At 55.3% G+C, this 1,579-nt stretch carries 1 protein-coding gene; it reads left to right on the plus strand.

Going from position 1 to position 1,579, the window contains the following annotated elements; translation table 11 throughout:
• The first annotated feature begins 243 nt into the window (after positions 1 to 243).
• A complete protein-coding gene (locus tag HMPREF3067_RS09400) occupies positions 244 to 1,455 on the plus strand; it encodes an IS110 family RNA-guided transposase (RefSeq protein ID WP_011273191.1) in 1,212 nt (403 codons plus the stop codon).
• Positions 1,456 to 1,579 lie beyond the last annotated feature (124 nt).

Here is a 1,579-nt window from a genome sequence, read left to right on the forward strand (position 1 = left end):
CCCGTTACCTTGTGAGTGTCCCCGATAATGGGGATAGTCGCTGGTCCCGGTATGGCTTACCTGCCCTGTAGTTTCCATAATCCGGGGGGTGTTGCCGCCGGGTGCCAGGACTTTCGATGACAGCTGATAGGGACACGGCCAGTTTTAAACTAGGTCTCTTTGTAACGTGGGTGCTTGCAACGAAGGTCATGACACCAGCGACTGGAACAACGCCATACCCATCTCGTTTTCTAGGAGCTCATCATGTCTCCGGAGCATTCCATCGACATATTCCTTGGGTTAGACGTCGGCAAATCTGAACACCACGCCTGCGCCTTAGACCGTGATGGCAACAAGGTCTTCGACAAACCGTTGCCTCAACTCGAATCCGAACTAGCAGGCGTTTTTCACCAGCTTCAGAAGCTTGGCACCGTGCTCGTGATCGTCGACCAACCCAACACCATCGGCGCACTACCGATTGCTGTAGCCCGGGACTGCGGTTGCGAAGTCGGATACCTGCCAGGTCTTGCGATGCGCAAAGCTGCAGATCTCTATCCGGGACGTGCAAAAACAGACAAACGCGACGCATTCATCATCGCCGACACCGCCCGCACAATGCCCCACACGCTACGTGCCGTCGACCGCAATGATGAGGTACTCTCCGCCCTAAAGATGCTGTCCGGCTTCGATGATGACATCGCCCGCGATTGCACTCGCACTGTCAATCGGCTTCGCAGTGTCCTCACCCAGATCTACCCCAGCCTGGAACGAGTTTTTGCTGGTAGCACCCTGACTCGCACGCCGATCCTGGAATTATTGATCCATTACAAGGGACCGCAGGGGCTAAAAAGAGCCGGATACCAACGAGTGTTGAACTGGATGATCAAGCGCACACGTAAAGACCCCACCCCGCTGGTAGACGACATTTTTACAGCGCTGAAAGCTCAAACAGTCACCGTGCCTGGAAGCGATGCCGCCGAGTTAGTAATTCCTCAACTGGCTGCAAACATCCAGGCCCTCAAAGAGCAACGAAACACCATTGCTGAGCAGGTTGAAGAGATGCTCGCTGATTTCCCTCTTTGTGAGGTCTTGATGAGTATGCCCGGAGTCGGCATCAAGACCGCAGCGCAGATCCTTCTTGCGATCGGTGATGGCTCCGACTTCGCTAGTGCTGGCCACTTAGCTGCTTATGCTGGAATAGCACCCGTGACTAGACGATCCGGTTCGTCGATCAGAGGTGAATTCCCGGCACGGTCAGGCAATAAACGACTGAAAAACGCCTTGTTCTACTCCGCATTCGCAGTTATCCGCAGCCACGAACCGTCACGGCGGTATTACGAACGCAAACGCGCTGAAGGAAAACGCCACAACGCAGCAGTCATCTGCCTGGCACGACGCCGATGCAATGTCATCTACGCGATGCTGAAAAACAAGGAGTTCTTCCGCGAAATCCCGCCACGCCCCGTCGCCGCATAAAGCCCCAAAGACGAAGCCGACCAGCACACGCTGGCCGGCTCCTAGGCACGCCTAAGAAACTACTCCCAAGACTGTGCTCGTCAACATCGGTCTGGCACTTGACAAAAACATAGGGACACCCCCC

The organism is Corynebacterium sp. HMSC04H06, assembly GCF_001815935.1.
GTDB lineage: Bacteria > Actinomycetota > Actinomycetes > Mycobacteriales > Mycobacteriaceae > Corynebacterium.